The 15527-nt window shown below is 64.6% G+C and carries 9 protein-coding genes; 5 read left to right on the forward strand and 4 right to left on the reverse strand.

Annotated elements, in window-relative coordinates; all coding sequences use genetic code 11:
* Positions 1-3 precede the first annotated feature (3 nt).
* The 4 genes from scpA to BLR41_RS08290 form a co-directional block, all read right to left on the reverse strand.
* Positions 4-2235 (reverse strand): methylmalonyl-CoA mutase, encoded by a 2232-nt coding sequence (scpA, locus tag BLR41_RS08275; protein ID WP_092627405.1) that lies wholly within the window; start codon positions 2233-2235, stop codon positions 4-6.
* On the reverse strand, positions 2232-4154 hold the full coding sequence (locus BLR41_RS08280; protein ID WP_092627406.1) for a methylmalonyl-CoA mutase family protein: 1923 nt from the start codon (positions 4152-4154) through the stop codon (positions 2232-2234). Before BLR41_RS08280 ends, scpA begins: the two co-directional genes overlap by 4 nt.
* Before the next feature lie 96 nt (positions 4155-4250).
* Entirely contained in the window at positions 4251-5456 is a 1206-nt protein-coding gene (locus tag BLR41_RS08285) for a glycosyltransferase (RefSeq protein ID WP_092627407.1), read from the reverse strand.
* 219 nt (positions 5457-5675) lie between these two features.
* A complete protein-coding gene (locus tag BLR41_RS08290) occupies positions 5676-6356 on the reverse strand; it encodes a lytic polysaccharide monooxygenase auxiliary activity family 9 protein (RefSeq protein WP_092627408.1) in 681 nt (226 codons plus the stop codon).
* Positions 6357-6874: 518 nt separating this feature from the next.
* Between BLR41_RS08290 and BLR41_RS08295 the strand changes: the two genes are divergently transcribed.
* The 5 genes from BLR41_RS08295 (at position 6875) to BLR41_RS08315 (ending at position 15455) form a co-directional block, all read left to right on the forward strand.
* On the forward strand, positions 6875-7603 hold the full coding sequence (locus tag BLR41_RS08295; protein WP_245694019.1) for a response regulator transcription factor: 729 nt from the start codon (positions 6875-6877) through the stop codon (positions 7601-7603).
* Between the two features lie 755 nt (positions 7604-8358).
* Entirely contained in the window at positions 8359-8766 is a 408-nt protein-coding gene (locus tag BLR41_RS08300; protein ID WP_092627409.1) for an acyl carrier protein, read from the forward strand.
* Positions 8767-10140: 1374 nt separating this feature from the next.
* Positions 10141-10815, forward strand: a complete 675-nt coding sequence (locus BLR41_RS08305) for a phosphoribosylanthranilate isomerase (protein WP_092627582.1) — start codon at positions 10141-10143, stop codon at positions 10813-10815.
* Between the two features lie 67 nt (positions 10816-10882).
* Positions 10883-11566, forward strand: a complete 684-nt coding sequence (gene upp, locus BLR41_RS08310; RefSeq protein WP_092627583.1) for a uracil phosphoribosyltransferase — start codon at positions 10883-10885, stop codon at positions 11564-11566.
* Between the two features lie 52 nt (positions 11567-11618).
* Entirely contained in the window at positions 11619-15455 is a 3837-nt protein-coding gene (locus tag BLR41_RS08315; RefSeq protein WP_092627410.1) for an amino acid adenylation domain-containing protein, read from the forward strand.
* Positions 15456-15527: the final 72 nt, after the last annotated feature.

Consider the following 15527-nt stretch of genomic DNA (forward strand, 5'->3'; position numbering starts at 1 on the left):
CTCTCACTCGTCGTGGCCGAGCTCGACGCGTAGCTGTCGCAACAGCCGCTCCGCTGCTTCGGCGATCACGGTGCCCGGTCCGAACACGGCGGAGGCCCCCGCCTCGTGCAGCGTTTCGTGATCGGCAGGCGGGATGACCCCGCCGACCACGATCATGATGTCCTCGCGGTCCAGTGCGTCCAGCTCGGCGCGCAGCGCGGGGACCAGTGTCAGGTGCCCAGCGGCCAGCGAGGAAACCCCGACGAGGTGCACGTCGGATTCGGCGGCCTGTTGGGCGACCTCGGCCGGTGTCTGGAACAGCGGACCGACGTCGACGTCGAAGCCCAGGTCGGCGAAGGCGGTGGCGATGACCTTCTGTCCCCGGTCGTGCCCGTCCTGGCCCATCTTCGCGACCAGGATGCGGGGCCTGCGCCCCTCCACCTCCGCGAACTCCGAAACGGTGGTCCCGACCCGCTCGATCGCACTGTCGTGACCTGCCTCCTCGCTGTACACCCCGGAGATGGTACGGATCTGCCCGGAGTGGCGACCGAACGCGGCTTCGAGAGCGTCCGAGATCTCGCCCACCGTGGCGTGGGCGCGCGCCGCGTCGACGGCCAGCGTTAGCAGGTTGTGCTCCAGATCGTCGGGGCGCTCACCGTCCACGGTGGCCTGCGCGACGGCGGTGAGCCTGCGCAGCGCATCGGAGCACACCTGCTCGTCGCGCTCCTCGCGCAGCCTGCGCAGCTTGTCGAGCTGTTCGGTGCGGACCGCGCTGTTGTCGACCTTGCGTACCTCGGGGCCGCCGTCCCGCTCGGTGCCGTCCGGTTGGTACAGGTTGACGCCGATCACTGGTTGGCGGCCGGAGTCGATTCGCGCCTGGGTGCGTGCCGCGGCTTCCTCGATGCGCATCTTGGGGATACCGGCCTCGATCGCGGCGGCCATCCCCCCGGCCTGCTCGATCTCGTCGAGGTGCACCTCGGCCCGCTCCGCGAGATCTCTCGTGAGGCTCTCGACGTAGTGGCTGCCGCCCCACGGGTCGATGGTTCGCGTGGTGCCGGACTCCTGTTGCAGCAGCAGCTGGGTGTTGCGCGCGATGCGGGCCGAGAAGTCGGTGGGCAGCGCCAGTGCCTCGTCCAGGGCGTTGGTGTGCAGCGACTGGGTGTGCCCCTGTGTGGCGGCCATGGCCTCCACGCAGGTGCGTGCCACGTTGTTGAACGCGTCCTGTGCGGTCAGCGACCAGCCGGAGGTCTGCGAGTGGGTGCGCAGCGACAGCGACTTGGAGTCGGTCGGCTCGAACCGTGAGACCAGCTGCGCCCACAGCAGCCTGGCGGCACGCAGCTTGGCCACCTCCATGCCGAAGTGCATCCCGATGCCCCAGAAGAACGACAGCCTGGGCGCGAAGGAGTCGATGTCCAGTCCGGCGTCCCTCCCCGCCCGGATGTAGTCGAGCCCGTCAGCCAGGGTGTAGGCCAGCTCCAGGTCGGCGGTGGCCCCTGCCTCCTGGATGTGGTACCCGGAAATGGAGATCGAGTTGAACTTCGGCATCCGCGCCGAGGTGTAGGCGAAGATGTCGGAGATGATCCGCATCGACGCTCGCGGTGGGTAGATGTAGGTGTTGCGGACCATGAACTCCTTGAGGATGTCGTTCTGGATGGTCCCCGCCAGTTTCTCCGGCGGCACACCCTGCTCCTCGGCCGCGACGATGAACAGCGCCAGCACCGGGAGCACCGCGCCGTTCATGGTCATGGACACGCTCATGTTGTCCAGCGGTATCCCGTCGAACAACTGCCGCATGTCCAGGATCGAGTCGATGGCCACCCCCGCCATCCCCACGTCGCCGGCCACGCGGGGGTGATCTGAGTCGTAACCGCGGTGCGTGGCGAGGTCGAACGCCACCGACAGGCCTTTCTGTCCCGCGGCGAGGTTGCGTCGGTAGAACGCGTTGGACTCGGCGGCGGTGGAGAACCCGGCGTACTGCCGGATCGTCCACGGTTTGTTGACGTACATCGTGGAGTACGGACCGCGCAGGTACGGTGCGACTCCCGGATAACCGTGCGGAAAGCGCAGCCCCGAGGTGTCCTCCTCGGTGTAGAGCGGCTTGATGTCGATTCCTTCCGGGGCGTGCCAGCTCAGCGACTCAGCGTCCCGGTCGGTGGTGCCCCGTAGCTGTCGGTGCCATTCCGCCGTGTCGGCCTCGACCGGTGGATCGTCCAGCTCGACGTCGGCGAAATCCGGAATCCTGCCGTGGCTGCTCATGGTGTCGCCTTCGCTACGGCCGGGGTCGACGCGCCCCAGCGCTGGTGGATGTCGTTCAGTACTGCCGGTGCGTCGCCGCCCGCGTGCACGAATCCGTCCACGCTCGCCGCGGCCGAACCGCGGGACTTGCCCGCGAGTAGTACCAGTTCCGCGCCCGCCGCCCGGAGCGCCAGCGCGGTCTCCTCGGCACGCTCGTCGTAGAGCCGGTCCGTCGAGCACAGGCAAACCAACGGTGTTCCAGCCCGTTCGAACGCGGCTACCACCGCCGCCGAGTCCTCGGTCTCGCCCGCCTCGATCGTTTCCACACCGCCTGCCGCGAGCAGGTTCCGCACGAAGGAGGCACGTGCGGTGTAGGAAGCCAACGGCCCCAGCGTCGCCAGGAACACCCGCGGTCGTCCCCTCGACTGTTCGGCCGCTCGATCGGCCTCGTCCCGCAGCCGTTCGTACTCCTCGGCGTAGCGATGTCGGGGCAACCCGCCGGTCTCCGGATCCGCAGGACGGGGCTCGCGCACGATTGGCTGTTCGTGCGGATCGGGGAATTCGCTGACTCCGGTTATCGGGTCGGTCCGGCAGGCGATGGCCCGTTCACGTTCCCGCCACGTCTCGGCCAGTCGATCGGAGACCAGACCGGAGTCCAGTGCGGCGGTCAACCCTCCCTCGGCCTCGATACGCCGGAACCAGCTCCAGCCCGCCCCGGCGAGTTCGTCAGTCAGCGACTCCACGTAGTACGAACCACCAGCCGGGTCGATCACCTGTCCCAGGTGCGCCTCGTGCAGCAGCAGTGCCTGGACGTTGCGGGCCATCCGGCGGGAGAACGCATCCGGTAGTCCGAGCGCGGCGTCGAACGGCTGGACCGTGATCGCCTCCGCACCGCCCGTTGCCGCGGCGAACGCGGCGATGGTCGAACGCAGCATGTTCACCCAGGGATCTCGCCGGGTGAGCATTGCCGAGGAAGTCACGGCGTGCTGGTGCTGCCCCCGGGAACGAGGGGTGACTCCGCAGGCCCGCAGCACCCGTTCCCACATCCGCCGCGCCGCGCGGAGCTTGGCCATGGTGCTGAACTGGTCCACGGTGGCGGCGAACCGGAACTCCAGCAGCCCGGCCGCGGTGTCGAGATCCAAATCGGTCTCGGACAGCGAGCGCAGGTACTCCACCCCCGCGGCCAGGGCGCAGCCCAGTTCCTCGGCATCCGAACCACCCGCGTCGTGATAGGGCAGCCCGTCCACGCTGAGCACCCCCATACCGGGGCAGGTGTGCGCCCAGCGCCGTGCCAACTCGATCGCCGGAGCCGTCTCGTGCGGCCGCCCGGTTCGTGCCCGCAGCCCCAGGGGGTCGGCGCCGAGATTGCCGCGCAGCGACTCGTACGGCACGTTCGATCGTTCGGCCGAGCGCAGCAGCTCGTCCGCCGCCGCCTCGTAGTGCTCGCCCGCTCGCAACACCACACCGGCCATGTTCAACCGCACCCCGTGCAGCGCGTCGCCGAGTTCCTCCACCGCGATGCCGCCCGCACCCACCCGCAGCCACACCGAGCGCGCCCCGCCCACCAAGTCGGCGAGGACCTCGCGGTTGGTGGTGGTCACGTCGGGATCGTCGTGGTACTGGCGTATGTCCCACCCGTTCTCGACGCCGCCCGCGGTCAGACTGCTCCTGGTGAAAGGTGCGGAGCCGGGGACACCCGTTCGCGAATGTCCGGTGCGGGCGGTGTAGAGCGGGTGAACGTCGAAACCGTCGTGCAGCTGGGTGTCCAGTACTTCCTCCGGCGCCTCAGGGGCGGGCGCCTCCTGCTGCAACAGACCGGACCTGCGCAGTACCTGTTCGACCTGTTCCTGCCACTGGCGGTGGGTGGGCAGTTCGAAGCCCGCCATCAGGTCCCGCCGGTCTCCGTGTTCGCTCGCCGCTGAGCGTTCCGACGCCGTCATGGGAGCCGATGGTATTCCGGTGGTCCACTGATCGAGACATACGCGCGGTGTGATGCGTGTCCCAAAATTGTTAGTCGGCGTTAACCGAGTGCGGGCTCACTGCCCGAACAGCTTCTCCAACTCGGTGACCATTTCGGTGAACGGCGGCAGCGCCAGGAACTCCCGAGCGATCGCCCTGGCCCGGTGTCGATGGGCGGAGTCGGCGAGCACGGTTCCCACCGTCGTGCGTAGCGAATCGTGCGAGACGTTCTCCAGATCGAGCCGTTTCCCCGCGCCGAGCTGTTCCACCCGGTCGGCGTTGGCGGGCTGTTCGGCGAAGGTCGGCAGCACGACCATCGGTACTCCGCTGCTGAGTGCTTCCCGAATCCCGCCGAACCCGCCGTGGGTGATGAACGCGTCGCAGGTGGGCAGCAACAGCTGTTGCTGGACGAAGGAGGTCAGGTACACGTTGTCCGGACGCGTCCCCTGCCAGTCCTCCGGGTTAACTCCCGTGCCCAGTGCGACCACCCCGGTCACCCGCAGATCGCCGAGGGCCTCGACGATCGTGTCCAGCAGTCCCCTGGTTCCGGCGTCGTGCAGCGCCGCCGCGTTGGAGCCCAGCGTGGCCAGCACCAGCGGGCGGTCGCCCGGGAGCTCCGCGATCGCGGGATCGAGTCGCTGCTCCGCCGCGCGCGGTGCCCGGTAGTGAACCGCCGATTCCAGCCGCAGGTGCTCCGGGTAGAAACTCTCGGGGACCATACTGAGCCTGCGATACCGGAACGGATGCAGCGGATCGGTGACGTCGGGCAGGCCGAGCCGCTCGCGTTGCTCGTTGATCCTGGTCAGCAGATCCTCGTGGCCGTGCGGTCCCAGCGGTCCGGTGTCCAGCACCGCGTGCGGGACGTCGAGGTATTCGGCCGCGTAGTAGGCCGGGTAGTCGGCCGCCTCGCGTACCAGCAGGTCCGGTCCGAACGAACGCAGCGCCTCGATCGACTCCTCTGCGGTGTCGCCCGCGATCGCCCCGGCGAAGACGCGTGTGAAGTAGTCGGGCTCGGCACGGATCGTGCGGCGACCGAGATCCGCCATCACGGAGGGGTCGATGCCGAGACGTTCGACGGTCTCCGGCCGTTGGAAGATCTCCCGGGGCCCCAGCGCGTTCGGAAGCACCAGCGGGGTGAGTCCGAAGGCACGTACCTCCTCGGTGAGCTCCGGCGAGGTCAACACCCCGACCTCGTGCCCGGCCTCGGCCGCGAGTCCCGCGAGGGGCAACAAGGCGGGTACGAGGTGGGAGTAGACCGGTTGACTGCTGAACGCGATGCGCACGCTTGCTCCTGAAACTGCCGGTGAGGAGTTCTCGGTCCCCGACATTATGAATCACGGTTGCCGAACTCGTGCTGCCACGGTCGCGGTGCGGTATGCGGGTGCGGCAGCTCCTCGAAACGGGCGACCGAGCTCATCCTCCGGTGCGGGAACGTGTCGATGCCCGGGGCGGGGCCCCGGGCATCGAGTGTGCGACGAACCGGATCACCAACAGTCGTCCCGTCAGTTCCCGTTGAACTTCACGTCGCTGCAGAAGTAGTAGGACTGATCCATGTGCGAGGCCTGCCAGACCGTGTAGACGATGTGGCGGCCGGTGCGGTCACCCGCGTCGATGTTGTCGATCGTCGTGGTCGTCGCCGGCGGGCGTGAACCGGTCTCGGTAACCAGTTCGAGATTGTCCCAACCGAGTCGCTGGGTCGTGGGATCGAAGCCCTGCTTGGTGATGTAGACCTTGTAGTAGTCCGCACCGTGCTGGGCCTGATCGGTGACGGTCACCGAGAACTGGTTGTCCTTGGTGACGGTCTTCCACGGGCCCGGCTCGTCGAGCGCGGCGTAGCGGTCCCTACCCGCGCTGCACAGCTGGCCGTCCGGGATGGCGGACTCGTGATTGCCGTTGACGCCGTTGACGTACAGGCCGTTCCAGTTCCACATCGCGTTCGGGTTGGCCTGCCACGCCTGCCAACACATCGGGTCCTCTTCTTCCATCGCGGGGGACTGGAAGTTGTCGGCCCAACGGTCCCAGCAGCCGTAGTTGCGGGTGGGTGGGTTGGTCGCGGACCCGTGGGCGCTGGCCTCTTCCGGCTGGCCCATCTGCATTCCGGCGAACATCGCGGTGGCGGCGGCGGACAGGGCCACCACTCGCGTCAGTACGCCGGTGCGTCGACGAACGGAACGCTTGGACATTTCGTCTCCTAGAGAGAGGAACATGGTGCATGGGAGCGCTCCCAAAAAAACTCTAGCGAGTGCGCCGGAAGTTGTGAACCCTCTCACAGTAGGCATTGTCTTCCTTGAGGTCGCATGGGGAATGAGCCCTCCTCCGTGAGGTTCCGTCGCCCATCGCTTCTCGGCCGAGCAGGGGGAGGTGCTTCTCGGAGAGTCGGCTCCGTAGGCCTTGGCACTTGCCGCCACAGGGGAGAGTCGGAGCGAGACCACGCTCTTGCGCTCGTCGACACGAGGTGATCCGGCCTTCTGCTGGCGAGCTCGCCCCCAGTTTCCGGCTCAGAGCACTGCGCGCGATCTCGGGGGTGCTGCTCGGGCCGGCAAGGTCAATGACATGTCTGGCCCATTCGGAGTAGTGGGTATCCCTGGATTCGTCGAAAACCGGCTAGTCGGCTTTTGTGTTTACAAACCGCACAGGTGGTTTGTATATTGAGGTCGTTCTGGCATGCGGGGCTCGGGCATGCGGAGTCCTCGTGGCGCTGATGGACTCAGGGCAACGAAACTGGGAGCTGGCGATGCATCTTCTTGTGGTGGAGGACGAGAAGGACGTAGCCGTGGCCTTAACCAACGGTCTTCGACGACACGGTCACGCGGCTGTGGCGGTCAACACGGGCAATCACGCGCTGGATGCCTACCACGGCGTGGATCTCGTGTTGCTCGATCTGGACTTGCAGGACATGGACGGACTGGAGGTGTGCCGTAATATCCGAATGGCCTGCAATATTCCGATCATCGCGTTTACCGAGCGAAGTACGGAGTCGGAGAAGGTCATGGTGCTGCAGGCAGGTTCGGACGACTGCTTGGGCAAACCGTACGGGTTCCGGGAGCTGATGGCCCGCATCGATGCCGTTATGCGACGAGTGCGTTCGCGGTCGGGCAAACCATTCGTGGTCAGCGGTCCGCTGGAGATCGATCTCGCCACTAGGGAAGTTCGACTCAACAAAGAGCTTATCGAGCTGACCCGCAAGGAATTCGACCTGTTGTACTATCTGGCAAGTCGGCCCAGCGCCGTGATCTCGCGGCAGCAGCTGATGGCCGAGATATGGGGGGACCCGATTGTCGAATCGGCGGGGACGAGGATCAGTCGCACCATCGACACGCACGTGAGTACCCTCCGAGGCAAGCTGGGATCCAACGATTGGATCCGCACCGTGCGCGGAGTTGGCTTCCGCTTCGATACGAAACAGGCGCCGCAACCCGAAGTGGTGTGAGTGATTCGAGGTGGAAGGTGACGCACCAACACCGCCCCATCGTTGGCGGGCGGACGAATGCTCCAGCTGCCGTAGGTACTGGTGATCTCATGGGGGTAGGGGCTCAGCTGGATCCGTTCCTCGTCGCGGTCGAGGCGATGCCGGTTATCCGCAGCTGTTCGGTACGTGTGTCCACGTTGAACCGGTGGTCCCGATCCGTGCGGAGTGGGTCAAGCGCAATCTTCGTATACCCTCCGCGACCCCCGGTTCGGTGAGCTGATGGTTGGGGCGTGGACGGGTGTGGCAAGGGAGAAGAAGAAATCTCGTGTGCTTCCGACGGGCGAGCTGATTGGCCGGCTGCCGCCGCTACGTGTGGTTGACACGGATTTGTTCGTCTCCCCCGGCGGAACCACCTTCGATTCCCACGTGCCTGCGAGGGCGACGACTGTCGCTCCGTGATTCGGCGTGTTCGCATGCTGTTCGTGTCGAACGCCTGGTTCCGGTGCGGGCGCACGAGATGTTCCGGGACCGTCCCCGCAAAGATTTGTCAATATTTTTTCGAATCGATTGACACTTGCGTGCGTGAATCGAATAATTTCGTCGAATTTGTTTTCCGATTAACGCTCTGCTCGTGCTGACCTCGTCTCCTTCGTCGTATCCGACAGTCTTCGTCCGTACCGCTGTTCATCGTCTTGATCGGAGTTCTCGGCGTATCAGTCACGGAGACCGGCCCCCACTCCGTTCGGGTTAAACACGACAAGAAAGGACTCGACCCGATGGCCACATCAGACCCACTGGCTCACGAGGCTCCTGATCTCGATCCGGAGACACTGCGTACCGCCAGTATCGACGAGCGCATCGACAGCATCGAGGAGTTCCTCTGTCATGAGCTGGATCGGGCGTTGGACCTACCCCCCGATTCTCGTTGCGACCCCCGTAGGCCGTTTCATGCCCAGGGGGTGGGTTCCATGACGGCACTGCGACTCAAAAAGCAACTCGAGTCGGTGCTGTGCATCGAGATCGAAATCGTGCAGCTCCTGCGCTCACAGAGTCCGGCCGAGCTGGCAGCGCTGTGCGCGCTGCGGATCGAGGACCCCACGCTCTCCGGCAAGGACTCTCCCAAGACGGTGAGTCGGTCCTGTGGTTCTTCGGTGTGCAGCGATGAGCGGCCCTCGGGTGAGTGATGGTCAGCAGGATCTGTGGTTGCTCCGACAGCCGTGGATCGAACAGCCCGGAGATCGGTTGAGCACCGCCGAACTCGACGAGTACGAACGGATGCGGGCGGCAACGTTCAACCGGACGCATGACCGGCTGTTGTCCCTTGCAGTCCATATCGGCCTGCGTCGTCCACTGGGTTCCTATCCGGATATCGTGCCCGAGGCGCGCTTCACCGGGGAAACCCGTCCGAATTGCGGCGCACCCCACGGTCGCCCGGTTTGGTCGGCGTTCCGTTGCACTATTCGTCGTCACATACCAGCGGCCTCGCACTCCTCGGAGTGGCAACGGAGCCAGGCGGAGTGGAGGGGGAGGTGTAGCCGTCCCCGGAGACCGTGGATTTGTGCAGTTTCCGCGCTGCACCCTACCGAACAAGCGGAGTTGGGGCCCTGACGGACTCGCAGTGCCGATGGTCATTCGGGCGGCTGTGGCCGCACAGCGAGGCCTGGCTGAAGTGGGCTCGGTACCGGACTCGATCGTGATCCGGCAGCCGACTCTCCTGGTGAGCTCACCGATGACGCGGTGTCGTCCGCGCTGAGGAGATGGACCGTGCGCAGCTTTGCCCGCGTTTCCGATCACGTCAATCACGTTGCCGCGATTGCCGAATAAAATTCTTTGTCAAACTTGTTGTTGTGAGCGCCGGTTGGTCGACACAATTGAATTTGTCCTGGTGAACGGTGTCTTTCGGAACACGCTGGCGGGCACTTCCTGTCTCTTCAGGAGATTTCCATGTCTTACAGACCCATCAACCTCGCTGCCGTCATCGGTAGCGTACGAAACGGCCGTTTCGGCCCGACCGTCGCCAACTGGTTTTTTGGCCGGTCCCGGATCCGAGAGGTGTGCTTTCCGGACTAGTCGACCTTGCGAAGTACCCCTTGCCGTTTTGTGCCGAGGTTCATGCGGTGAGGTTTCGAGAGGTGAGCAGTTTTCACAACCGGTGGGACGAGTTCGGGGAAGGCGGCGAATCCGGAGGCCGGCGGGAACAGGGGGCGAGGGGCTGGAGCGAGCCCGGGCCGGTATTTCCGGTACGGCTTGAGTATGGGTTGTATCGTGTCGGGCAACATGTGCGGCCTACTCGTGGCTTCCGAGGACGAGGATGCCGTGGGGGCCCGTGGTTTCGGGTATTTACTGGGGTTTACCTCTGAGGTCGAGTCCGACAACGACTTGCAAAGATTTAACAAAATTACCCGCGACGATGATTAACATCGAGGTTTTGGTGTGCGACACTGTTTTCGGTTTCGCGCATTCGCATCGAAGGACGGAGCACGGAGAAGCGCGAGTTTTCCGTGGTTTCGAGTGAAACTGTTTATTTTTGCGAACGACCTTTTCAGGAGGAAGTGAAGATGAATCGACTCGTCCAGGTTGCCGGGATTATCGATGCCGACGAGGCGGCGCTGCTTTGTGCCGAGGGGGTCGATTGGCTGGGGTTCCCACTACGGCTGCCCTCGGGCAAGGACGACATCTCCGAGGAAGACGCTACGAAGATCGTTTCCGGTCTCGAGTCCCCCCGTGCCGGGGTGCTGATCAGCTATCTGACCGACGCGGATGAAGTCAGCGAGTTCTGCACTCAACTGGGTGTGACCGCCGTGCAACTGCACGGCGATGTGGCCGACGACCAGTTGCGCAAGCTGAAATCCGATCGCCCCGACCTGTACGTCCTCAAGAGCCTGGTGGTGCGCGAGGACAATGCCGAGGAGCTGCTGGCGCTGGTCGACGCGGTGGCGGACTCGGTGGACATGTTCATCACCGATACCTACAACCCGGCCACCGGAGGGAAAGGTGCGACGGGCTTGACGCACGACTGGGAGGTCAGTGCCGAGCTGGTTCGCCGTTCCCCGAAGCCGCTGATGATGGCAGGCGGACTGAATCCGGACAACGTGGCCGAGGCGATTCGACAGGTGCGGCCAGCCGCGGTGGACGCTCACACCGGCCTGGAGGGGCCGGACGGGCGCAAGGACGTGGCCAAGGTTCGCAAGTTCGTTTCCGAGTCCCGCCGCGCCTTCGCTCAACTCGGCTGACACCGGAAGCAGACCGGTCGGCCATGTGATCGTTCGTGCTCACCTCATCCACCAGGAGCGTCACGTCATGACGAGCATCGACAATGTCCATCCGCTGCCACAGACCAATCAGCTGCGGGCGATGCACACCATCATCCGCGACAAGCACGCGTCCCGAGCAGACTTCGTCTTCTACTCGCGCAGAATAATCCGCCTCCTGCTGGAGGCGAGCATGGATTTACTGCCGTTCGACAAACACGAGGTCACCACGTCGGTGGGCGAGACCTACCACGGATTGAAGTTCAGTTCGAAACTCTGCGCGGTGCCGGTCATCCGGGCCGGAGAGAGCATGGAAGCCGAACTGCGGGAGATACATCCGAGCATTCGCATCGGCAAGATCCTCGTCCAGCGGGACAAGGAGACCAAGCTTCCGCACCTGTATTACTCCCACCTGCCGGACGACATCGCCGAGCGGCAAGTGCTGCTGCTGGAACCGATGCTGGCCACGGGCGGTTCGGCACTCGCGGCGATCGAAGTTCTGCTCGGCGCGGGCGTGCCGGAGGAAAACATCGTTTTCGTCAACTTCCTCGCCTCCCCGTCCGGGATCGACACCGTCTGCCGGACTCACCCGAAGTTGAAGATCGTCACTTCCTCGATCGAGGAGCGCCTGAACGAGAACTCCTTCATGATTCCCGGAATCGGTGACTTCGGGGATCGCTATTTCGGGACCGCCGACTCGGGGGCGCGGGAAGCCGCTCGGGCAGGGCGTTGAGAGAGCGAAACAGTTGTAAACGCGAAACCGCGTACCAGCAAGTTAGGGGAACATGTTGGAAACCGCACAGTTCATCGAACGAAGACAGGACACTCTGCTGGGATCCTGCTTACCCGAGCTGTTGAAGCAGCAGGCGGCTGCGCAGCCCGAAGCCGTGGCGGTCGCTGACAACGATCGGCAGCTGAGCTATCGGGAGCTGACCGAGGCCAGCACGCGGCTGGCCGCACATCTGAATCACCTGGGGGTGACCACCGAGACCCGCGTCGGCTTGTACGTCGAACCGTCCCTGGAACTGATGACGGGGGCGTGGGGCGTGCTGTTCTCCGGAGGTGCCTACCTGCCGCTGTCTCCGGAGTACCCCGAAGACCGGCTGCGGTACATGATCGAGGACAGCGGTACGAAGGTCATCGTCACCCAGGGGCATCTCGTCGAGCGCCTGGCGCAACTGGCGCCGCAGGGCACGAAGATCGTCACGTTGGACGACGCGGAAGAGTGCGTTTCCACTCCGGACCAGGTTCCGAGTTCCGACAACTTGGCGTATGTCATCTACACCTCCGGCAGTACCGGCAGGCCGAAGGGCGTGATGATCGAGCATCGTAGTCTTGCTTCTCAGCTGCGGTGGATGTTCTCCCGTGGTTACCTGGGCAAGCACACCACGGTGCTGCAGAAGACGCCGATGAGTTTCGACGCGGCGCAGTGGGAGATTCTGGCTCCGGCCTGCGGTGCTCGGGTCGTCATGGGGCCGCCCGGTAGCTACCGGGATCCCGAACTGCTCAACGAGACGATCATCGAACACGACATCACCACGCTGCAGTGCGTCCCCACCCTCCTCCAAGCACTGCTGGAGACCGAGGAGTTCCGCAAATGCGTCTCGCTGCGCTGGGTTTTCTCCGGCGGTGAGGCGCTGTCGAAGCAGCTGGCGCGCCAGCTCGTCGACGACTTGCCCTCGGTTTCCCTGGTGAATCTCTACGGACCAACCGAGTGCACGATCAACGCGACCGCTTACTCGGTCGACCCCGCCACGGTCGGAGAGGGCGGGGGGACGGTCCCGATCGGCACGCCGGTCGACAACACCCAGTGCTTCATCCTGGACGCGGAAATGGCCCCGGTCCCCATTGGTGAGACCGGTGAGCTCTACATCGGCGGGAAGCAGCTGGCACGCGGTTATCTGCATCAGCCGGAGATGACCGAACAGCTTTTCGTCCCGTCCCCGTTCGTGCCGATGGAGCGGCTGTACAGAACCGGTGATCTGGCGTACTGGAACTCCGACGGCACGATCCAGTTCTCCGGGCGGGCCGACAACCAGGTCAAGCTACGCGGCTACCGCGTGGAGCTTGACGAGATCGCACTGGGGATCGAGGAGCACACCTGGGTTCGACGAGCCGCAGCCATCTGTACCGAGGACCCCAGGACAGGCTTTCAGGACCTGGTGGGCTGCGTTCAGCTGAACGCCAAGGAAGCGGCTCTGATGGATCAGGGCAACCACGGTTCCCACCATCAGTCCAAGGCCAACAAGCTCCAGGTCAAGGCGCAACTGTCCAACCCGGGGCTTCCCGAACCGGACGAGCTGGCCGGGCTGCCCGCTGTGGACCTGCTCAACGAGCAACCCACGACGAGGCAGCAGCAGGAGGTCTTCGCTCGCAAGACCTACCGCTTCTACGAGGGCGGCGAGGTCAGCGCGGCAGACATCCACGAGCTGTTGCGGCCGCGGTCGATCAGTGACTTTTCCAGGAACCTGGATGAGTTGTCGTTCGCCGAGCTGGGGGAGCTGCTGCGTTGGTTCGGTCAGTTCCACAGTGACGAACGACTGCTGCCGAAGTACGCCTACGCCTCTCCGGGGGCGCTCTACGCGACACGGATGTATCTGGAGATCTCCGGGATCTCGGGTCTGGAACCAGGTGTGTACTACTACCACCCGGCCGAGCACCGGCTGGTGCGGTTCGGTCGGGTCACGGACTCCCGCGAAGTGCGGCTGAAGGTTCACTTCCTGGGCAAGCAGCAGGCCGTCGAGCCGGTGTACAAGAACAACATCCGGGAAGTGCTGGAGTTCGAGACCGGCCACATGCTCGGAGTGTTCGAGGAAGTGCTGCCCGAGTACGGGCTGTCCATTCGCCCGCTGGAGTACCGGGAAGCGGTCAGGGAAGAACTGGGCGCTGCAGCGGAGGACCACTATCTGGGCACCTTCGAGATTCGCCCGAACGACGGTGTGCCCCAGCCGGAGGCCACCGAGATCTACGTGCAGGCCCATCCCGGACGTATGGCCGACCTGCAGGCGGGCCAGTACCGGTACCGGAACGGTGAACTGGAACTCATCTCCCATGAGCTCGTGCTGGGCAAGCACGTGATAGCGATCAATCAGCAGGTCTACGAGCGGGCGAGCTTCGCGATCACGGCAGTCAGCCGTGCCGCCGAAGAGTGGCTGGAGTACATCAGCCTGGGGAGCAAACTGCACCACTTGCAGCGCAACGACCTGTCACTGGGGTTCATGTCCTCGGGATACAGCTCGAAGACCGGCTTTCCGTTGCCATCCGCGCAGCGCATGGACGATATCCTCACCTCCTGCGACATCGCCCCCGGGCCCTCGTACTTCTTCCTGGGTGGGCGGGTCAGTCCGGAACAGATCCGCAGCGAGGGCATGTACGAGGACATGGTCCACATGAGGGGGCCCGCGGAGATCATCAAGGACGATCTGGCTCATTTCCTGCCCGACTACATGATTCCGAACCGGATCGTGCTGCTCGACGAGATGCCGTTGACCGCGAACGGCAAGGTCGACTGCAAGACGCTGGCGGCTTCCGACGACTTGAAGCCCGCGGAAACTCCCGACGGCTACGTGGCCCCCGAGACGTCCACCGAACGATGGTTGGCCACGGAGTGGGGCAAGGTACTGAAGTACGAGGACGTGTCGATGGCGGACGATTTCTTCGTCTGCCGAGGTAACTCGCTGATCGCCGTCACACTCGTCAACAAGATCAATCGGGAATTCGGAACGCGACTGCCGTTCCAGATCGTGTTCGAGTACCCGAAGCTCGCCGACCTGGCGGCCAGGATCGACGACGATTCCCCACAGGAGTCCTCGCGTCTGGTGCCGCTGCACCACGGGGGCGATGACGATCCCGTGTTCTGCTGGCCGGGTCTGGGTGGTTATCCGATGAACCTCCGCGTCCTCGCTCGTGAGGCGGGAGTGGCGGGCCCGTTCTACGGGATGCAGGCCCACGGCATCAACGCCGGGGAGGAGCCGTACCACACCATCCGTGAGATGGCCGCCGCCGATGTGGCCGAGATCCGGCGCGCGCAGCCGGAGGGTCCGTACAACCTGTGGGGATACTCCTTCGGTGCCAGGGTGGCGTTCGAGGCAGCCTGGCAGCTGGAGAGCTCCGGCGAGCGGGTGGAGAACCTGCTGCTGATCTGCCCCGGGAATCCGAAGGTCCGTGAGATCGACGGAGAGCGTCACGGGCGTACCGCGTCCTACGACAATCCGGCGTACGTGACGATCCTTTTCTCCGTCTTCGCGGGAGCCATCAGTGGCTTCGAGCTCGATAGGTGTCTCGAGGCGACTCACGACGAGGAGAGCTTCGTAACGTTCGTCCACGAGTTGTATCCGGCGCTGGACAAGCAATTGATCAGGAGGATCACCCGGATCGTGGGAGAGACGTATGAGTTCGAGTACAGCTTCCGCGAGCTGAACGAGCGACGGCTCGACGCGCCGGTGACCCTGTTCAAGGCCTCGGGGGACGACTACTCGTTCATCGAGGGCAGTTCCGGGTACTCCGCCGCTCCACCCACCGTGGTCGAACTGGAGAGCGATCACTACGGCGTGCTGCAGGAGCGGGGTGTTCACGAGCTCGTCTCGGCGATCCGTTCCAGCGTCGGCACGGAACGGAGCTGAACCCCGCACCTCGACGGGGCACCGAGATACCCGCGGGCGGACCGGCCCTTCCGCTGCCGGTCCGCCTTTCCC

The sequence above is a fragment of the Actinopolyspora mzabensis genome (assembly GCF_900101095.1).
In the GTDB taxonomy this organism is placed as follows: domain Bacteria; phylum Actinomycetota; class Actinomycetes; order Mycobacteriales; family Pseudonocardiaceae; genus Actinopolyspora; species Actinopolyspora mzabensis.

Excerpts from the sequence above, each read along its gene's own strand:
- upp (WP_092627583.1), top strand. The coding sequence starts at position 10,883 with ATGACGAGCATCGACAATGTCCATCCGCTGCCACAGACCAATCAGCTG.
- BLR41_RS08315 (WP_092627410.1), top strand. The coding sequence starts at position 11,619 with ATGTTGGAAACCGCACAGTTCATCGAACGAAGACAGGACACTCTGCTG.
- BLR41_RS08290 (WP_092627408.1), bottom strand. The coding sequence starts at position 6,356 with ATGTCCAAGCGTTCCGTTCGTCGACGCACCGGCGTACTGACGCGAGTG.
- BLR41_RS08300 (WP_092627409.1), top strand. The coding sequence starts at position 8,359 with ATGGCCACATCAGACCCACTGGCTCACGAGGCTCCTGATCTCGATCCG.
- BLR41_RS08305 (WP_092627582.1), top strand. The coding sequence starts at position 10,141 with ATGAATCGACTCGTCCAGGTTGCCGGGATTATCGATGCCGACGAGGCG.
- BLR41_RS08295 (WP_245694019.1), top strand. The coding sequence starts at position 6,875 with ATGGACTCAGGGCAACGAAACTGGGAGCTGGCGATGCATCTTCTTGTG.
- BLR41_RS08280 (WP_092627406.1), bottom strand. The coding sequence starts at position 4,154 with ATGACGGCGTCGGAACGCTCAGCGGCGAGCGAACACGGAGACCGGCGG.
- scpA (WP_092627405.1), bottom strand. The coding sequence starts at position 2,235 with ATGAGCAGCCACGGCAGGATTCCGGATTTCGCCGACGTCGAGCTGGAC.